At 53.3% G+C, this 713-nt stretch carries 1 protein-coding gene; it reads right to left on the bottom strand.

The genetic code is table 11. The annotated features are described in order from the left end of the window. The coding region (locus KVP70_RS33120) for an AMP-binding protein (protein ID WP_217946692.1) at positions 1–713 on the bottom strand (713 nt) is incomplete at both ends.

A 713-nucleotide genomic window follows, 5' to 3' on the forward strand; every position in this document is an offset into this window, starting at 1 on the left:
AACCAGCGGCCCAGGTCGCCGCTCTTGTATAGCCGCGCTTCCGCCTGCGCACTGAACGGATCCGGAAGGAAGCGCTCTGCCGTCAACTCCGCACGGTTCAAATAGCCGCGCGCCACTCCCGCTCCCCCAATATAAATCTCGCCCGTCACCCCAACCGGCACCGGCTGCAGGTGGGAGTCAAGGATATAAATTCGCAAGTCATTGAGTGGTTTTCCGACAAGGCTACCAGTCCGCCCATCAATGTCTTCCTCGCTGATATTGTGATAGGTTGCGTGTACCGTGATTTCGGTGATCCCGTACATATTGACGAGTCTGGTGTCATGAATGGAGTTGCGCTCAGTCCATGGTTTAAGCGAATGCAATTCAAGCGCTTCACCACCGAAAATAATCTGGCGCAAAAGATGCTTCTCTCCACATTCCTGCTGCGCCGCGATCAACTGACGGAAGGCGCTAGGTGTTTGGTTCAGTATGGTGACGCGTTCTCGACAAAGCAACGCGTAAAAGCTTTGTGGCGAACGTGCACATATTGCCGGAACGACAACCAAGCGACCTCCGTATAAAAGCGCGCCCCATAGCTCCCATACAGAGAAGTCAAAAGCAAACGAGTGGAACAGCGTCCACACATCGTTGACATTAAAATGAAACCGGTCTTGTGTCGCTGCAAATAGACGTAACACATTTTCGTGCTGAACCATCACCCCCTTGGGCATCCC

This window comes from Duganella violaceipulchra, from assembly GCF_019166075.1.
Classification (GTDB): Bacteria; Pseudomonadota; Gammaproteobacteria; order Burkholderiales; family Burkholderiaceae_D; genus Rugamonas; species Rugamonas violaceipulchra.